This is a genomic window from Janthinobacterium agaricidamnosum NBRC 102515 = DSM 9628, from assembly GCF_000723165.1.
Lineage (GTDB): Bacteria > Pseudomonadota > Gammaproteobacteria > Burkholderiales > Burkholderiaceae_D > Janthinobacterium > Janthinobacterium agaricidamnosum.
The window spans coordinates 2576695-2582458 of record NZ_HG322949.1; the positions used below are offsets into that span (position 1 = coordinate 2576695).

General features: G+C 54.0%; 5 protein-coding genes. 4 read left to right on the plus strand and 1 reads right to left on the minus strand.

Features of this window, described 5'->3' with window-relative positions; all coding sequences use genetic code 11:
- Positions 1-29: 29 nt before the first annotated feature.
- Both GJA_RS26150 and GJA_RS10945 read left to right on the plus strand, forming a co-directional pair.
- Positions 30-1631, plus strand: coding sequence for a DUF6862 domain-containing protein (locus tag GJA_RS26150; protein WP_051780655.1), 1602 nt, complete (start codon positions 30-32; stop codon positions 1629-1631).
- Positions 1628-2023, plus strand: coding sequence for an SMI1/KNR4 family protein (locus GJA_RS10945; RefSeq protein WP_038492020.1), 396 nt, complete (start codon positions 1628-1630; stop codon positions 2021-2023). The genes GJA_RS26150 and GJA_RS10945 overlap by 4 nt, the downstream gene beginning before the upstream one ends.
- 24 nt (positions 2024-2047) lie before the next feature.
- Here GJA_RS10945 and GJA_RS10950 read toward each other — a convergent pair whose 3' ends face one another.
- On the minus strand, positions 2048-2590 hold the full coding sequence (locus GJA_RS10950; RefSeq protein ID WP_038492023.1) for an RNA 2'-phosphotransferase: 543 nt from the start codon (positions 2588-2590) through the stop codon (positions 2048-2050).
- Between the two features lie 286 nt (positions 2591-2876).
- On the opposite strand from GJA_RS10950, the gene GJA_RS10955 reads away from it, so the two are divergent.
- Positions 2877-5231, plus strand: coding sequence for a hemagglutinin repeat-containing protein (locus tag GJA_RS10955; protein WP_051780657.1), 2355 nt, complete (start codon positions 2877-2879; stop codon positions 5229-5231).
- Between the two features lie 157 nt (positions 5232-5388).
- Positions 5389-5664: a DUF6966 domain-containing protein gene (locus GJA_RS27270; RefSeq protein WP_144241485.1), complete on the plus strand. Its 276-nt coding sequence runs from the start codon at positions 5389-5391 to the stop codon at positions 5662-5664.
- Positions 5665-5764: the final 100 nt, after the last annotated feature.

Consider the following 5764-nt stretch of genomic DNA (forward strand, 5'->3'; position numbering starts at 1 on the left):
CCGGCAGCGGCATCAGCGCAGGCAGTCTGGTGATCACCGACGACGCGGCGCAGCGGGCGTTGACGGGCAAGGGCGCCGAGGAAACGGTGGCGGGCGTGAACCGCAACGTGACCACGGGCGTGGACACCAGCGGCAAGATCGGCAACAACTTCGACAAGCAGGCGTTGCAGGCGACGATGGAGGTGACGCAGGCGTTTGCGGCTGCGGCGGCGAAGCAGGTGGGAGATTATGCTTCCAATAAACTGAACGAAGCGACGGCGTTGGCGAAGCAAGCGTCTGAAGAGCCCGACCCAGTAAAGAGTGCCGAATTACAGCGTCAAAGCGATGAATTGAAGGCGAACTGGAAAGAGGACGGACCTGCGCGGGTAGCCTTGCACACTGCGGTCGGCGCGCTGACCGGCGGCAGCAATGGCGCGTTAGGAGCGGGCGCCGCAGCGCTGTCGACGGATAGCATTTCCAGGCAGCTTCAAACTCTGGATATACCTGACACACTGCGCAGCGCGCTGACCTTGGCGGCGGGGGCGGCGATAGGGGCTGCGGTTGGCGGTGAGGTGGGGGCGAACAGTGCGGTGAATGAGGTGGCGAACAACTACCTGAAGCATAAGCGCGAGGGGATGAAGAAATCGGAGCAGGAGCAATTTGACGCCGCTGTTGCCGCTTGCAGTTCAAGCAATCCTGATGCCTGTGCGAGGAGAGACAGTTTAATTAAACTATCAACCGAGCGCGATACGCTGATTGGCAATGTCTGTTCCAGTGGCCCGTCAAAGGACTGCAGCAGTTTGGTAAGTGCTGCATATGGCGAAGGTTACAAGGTGATCTTTGGTAGCGATAAAAAGGCTTACGTTTATCTGCAGGGATCGCCCGAATTGCGGGCGGTTCCCGACCCGAGAGACGGAACATATCATTATGCTCAAGCGGCAAGTTTGCGTGATGGTCTGGAGCTGGCGGGAACTGACCTTGTGGTTGGCAAGGCACTGGGTGGCATTGCTGCTGGTGGGAAATATGTATATGATGGTTTGGTTAACGGGGTGAGGGGTTTGCTGGACAGTAGCGCTCAGGCAGTGGGGCGATTGATTGAAGCCGGTCCGGTTCCGATAAGGAATGCGGAATTGATGGGTTCGAACGGGACGGGGATTGCTCGCCAGAATCCGTTGACTAATGCATGGGAATCTGTTGTGCCTGTCTTGTCGAAGGATGGGGTAAATAGTGCAGTATCATTTGGATCTGACGAAATCAGGTTCTCGCAGAACTCTGTTTCTTTCGGTAAAGTAGATCGTGCTACTAACCAAGCGTACACATACGATGATCTTGTTAAGAGCATGCAAACGAATGGCTGGAAAGGTGATGCTGTTGATGTGGTTCGTATGCCAGATGGTCACCTGACCAGTATTGACAATACTCGTATTAGTGCAGCTCGAGAAGCAGGCATTGATGTGCAAGCGAAGGTTCGATCCTTTGACTCACCGTTAACAAAAGATGAAATTGGGCGATTTACCAAAGGTAACCAGGTTCCATCCACATGGGGTGATGCCATTACAATTCGTATTAATAGCCAAAGTGGGGCATTCAGTGTGAAATATCCCTACGGCGCAGACCCATTACCGCGTGTGAAAGGAAGACCAAAACAATGAACACCGAAAAATATTTGTTTGAAGACTATTCGTTACCGAGTAGTTTTAAATTTCCGCAGTCTTATCTGAACTTGGTGGAGAAAGGTTTGCCGGATATCGATCCATGGTGGTGGTTGGCACCTCACAGGGACTCGGCTGTTTATTGGGCAGATACATTGCGCAATCAATTTCCTTCACGCATGCTAGTACCTTTTGCAAAGCATGGTGGTTCTGATGATGTTGCCTGTTTTGATGGCTCTGATCTCACAGGCAATCCCAAAGTGTTTTACATTCATTCGTTCTGCCCCCCGGGTTGGGAGCACAAAGGCGAAGCAAGCAGCTTCGTGGAATGGATTCAGAAAACCCAGATCGAAGCCGCCGAATTTAAAGCTGAAGAAGATGGAGAAGAGTAATTTTGGAGCGTGGCCTGGCGAAAATTAATCTTCGAGAAATTGCGCTGGTACTTTTTTCGTCAGCCAAACACCGTTCTCTGCCTGAAAGAACTTGAAGCCGTGCTGATGTACTCGTAGGGCTTCAATCTTTAGCACGATAGGTTGACCGTGTCGACTTCCGATGGCAAGCGCGGCCTGTTCATCTTGTGATAGATGCACATACTGGCGCGAGCCAGCTAGTAATCCTTCTTTTCGGATGGACTCCATAAAATGAATTGCGGTACCATGGTAAAGCAATTCAGGTGGTACATTCTCGACATATTTAATGTCCACGCTCTCTGTAGAATGTCCTTGCACGGCGCGAATGCGCAGTCCATCTTCGGAAATCGCAAACCGTTTCTTATCGCTTGTCGTCACCACAGCCTGAATCAAATCCCGATCAAGTCGCTTGCCGTCATTGGCTGCAGCAGCGATCAATGCTGTAATATCGGTCCATCCCTCAAGGTCAAGCGTGATGCCGACTGCATCTGGTTGATGGCGTAGCACGTAACTTAAAAATTTGCTGATATCAGAGAGTTGCTTGCTCATATATTTAGTTTGAGAAAAAGAAAAATTCTTCCATTTTTAGAGAGCGCTAAAGTACAGCCGCCATGGCAAGTTTCTGCTTTGGGGCGGATCCTACCGAGTGCTATGTTAGACCGGTCGTGATTGTAAATCCATAGCCAGCAGGTTGCAATGTTCTAGATTTCAGGACATGTCAGGATTTTCGTGTGCGAGGTCTTGAGACTTTTCCAGGGCGCCACTCGCTGTCCAATACGCTGGGCGTGAGCGTGCTGTAGAGTAATAAAACCGGTGCTTACTTGTTTAGTTTCGTGTGATCATATCTCTCATCGTAGCTGGCCTTCGTTTTGCCGAACTGACCGGCCAGCGTTTCGTCGGCGATTACAGCAGCGATGAACAGCAATACCGTGGCCTGATGGAAGCCGGCGCAGCCTATGCCAATACCTGGAACCTGCGCCCGAGCGTGGCATTGACGCCGGCGCAAATGGCGGCGCTGACCAGCGACATCGTCTGGCTGGTCGAGCAAGACATCACGCTGGCCAGCGGCTTGAGCGGCAAGAGCGTCGCCATCACGCCGGGCCAGGACAACGAAAAGGGCAAGTTCGAAGTCAAGACCAGACAGGATGGTTTGACGTTTGCGCTGGGCGGCAGCGTGGTGGGCGCGCTCCAGAGCCTGCAAAGCATGAGCGCGGCGGCCAGTCAGGCCAAGGACAGCCGGGTCACGGCAATGGCTGCGGCGAGCGCGGCGATGGCGGGCAACGCGGCAGCGGCCGACATGGCTAAAAACGGCCCGAGCATCAGCGTCAGCCTGACGGCGGGCCATTCGGAAAGCCAGCAGACGCAAACGACGGCCAGCACCACCCACAGTGGCACAGTACTGACCGGTAATAACATCAGCATCACGGCCAGCGGCGCGGGCAAGGACAGCAAGGACGGGAACATCGCCATCGCCGGCAGCCAGCTGAACGCGAAGAACGATATCGTGCTGAACGCGGACAACCGGATCAACCTGGTGGCGGCGCAGGATACGGAAAGCCAGCACAGCGAGAGTTCCAGCCTGAGCGCATCGGTCGGCGTGGCGGCCAATATCAGCAGCAAAGGCACGTCGTTCGGCTACACCGCCAGCGTCAGCGGCAGCAAGGGGCATGAGGATGGCGAGGGCACGACGCAACTGAACACCCGCGTCAATGCCGGCCAGACCCTGATACTCAACAGCGGCGGCGATACCAACATCAAGGGCGCGGTGGCCAGCGCGAACCAGGTGATCGCCGATATCAAAGGCAACCTGAATCTGGAAAGCCTGCAAGACACGGCGAAGTTCGACAGCAAGAGCCAGAGCATGAGTGTCAGCGGGACGGTGGGCTACGGCGCCAGTTTCAGCGCCAGCTACAGCCAGAGCAACATCCATAACGACTACGCCAGCGTGCAGGAACAAAGCGGCATCAAGGCGGGCGACGGCGGCTTCCAGATCAAGGTGGCCGGCAACACCGACCTGAAGGGCGCGGTGATCAGCAGCACGGCGGAAGGAACAGGCGTCAATACACTGCGCACCGGCACGCTGACGCACAGCGAGATCGCCAACCATGCGGTATCGCAGGCGAACGGCATGGGCGTGAGCGGCGGCATGTCGGTGGCCGGTACGGGCGGCAATAGCGGCAACCTGCCGACGATTGCCTCGGTCAACAAGAACGACAGCAGCAGCACAGTCAGCGGCATCAGCGCGGGCAGTCTGGTGATCACCGACGATGCGGCGCAGCGGGCGTTGACGGGCAAGGGCGCCGAAGAGACGGTGGCAAGCATCAACCGTAACGTGACGACTGGCGTGGACACCAGCGGCAAGATCGGCAACAACTTCGACAAGCAGGCGTTGCAGGCGACGATGGAGGTGACGCAGGCGTTCGCGGCGGCGACGAAGCAGGTGGGAGATTATGCTTCCAATAAACTGAACGAAGCGACGGCGTTGGCGAAGCAAGCGTTTGAAGAGGCCGATCCAGTAAAGAGTGCCGAATTGCAGCGCCAGAGCGATGAATTAAAGGCGAACTGGAAAGAGGACGGACCTGCGCGGGTAGCCTTGCACACTGCGGTCGGCGCGCTGGCCGGCGGCAGCAATGGCGCGTTAGGGGCAGGTGCCGCGGCGCTGTCGACGGATAGCATTTCCAGGCAGCTTCAAACTCTGGATATACCGGACACACTGCGCAGCGCGCTGACCTTGGCGGCGGGGGCGGCGATAGGGGCTGCGGTTGGCGGTGAGGCGGGGGCGAACAGTGCGGTGAATGAGGTGGCGAACAACTACCTGAAGCATAAGCGCGAGGGGATGAAGAAATCGGAGCAGGAGCAATTTGACGCCGCTGTTGCCGCTTGCAGTTCAAGCAATCCTGATGCCTGTGCGAGGAGAGACAGTTTAATTAAACTGTCTACCGAGCGCGATACGCTGATTGGCAATGTCTGTTCCAGTGGCCCGTCAAAGGACTGCAGCAGTTTGGTAAGTGCTGCATATGGCGAAGGCTACAAGGTGATCTTTGGTAGCGATAAAAAGGCTTACGTTTATCTGCAAGGATCGCCCGAATTGCGGGTGGTTCCCGACCCGAGAGACGGAACAGTGTCTTGCAAACACGTATTGATAAAGCGATCCTACCAAAATGGCTTGGCGGTTCAGCTTCCCCACTAGATACATTTTTTAGCGTTGAAATTCCTGCGGGTACTCAGATTCATATTGGAGAGGTAGGTACGCAAAGTGGTTTTTATGTTGGCGGCACACAACAAGTTATTGTTCCTAAACCCTGGATAATTCCTGGTGTTAAAGTAATTAATTCGATCCCACTTAAATGAAAAATATTAATAGAATAAAAATTGTGATGGGGAGAATGGCTGAGCTCCTTAATTTTGGCGGATATAGTGATTGGGCTAGATCATTGCAAAAATTAAAATTAGAGATCGAAGGTTCTTTTGGCCCTACAGTTGCTACAATACTAGCTATGTATGGAGGAATGGGGTCATTAAATGATGTTGTTTTATATAAGGATGGGCAGCCGCTAGTAGAAGAAAATATTGAATTGGATATTTTGAGATGCGAACTTTACCATCTATGTCATGGTATTTAACCTCTGCTTTTAGCACGATTTAAAAATGGAGAGATTGCCATGATACGTGCCTTAACTGGAAATCAAATTTATTGGGATAAGTGGGTCAATTTCATAAGTG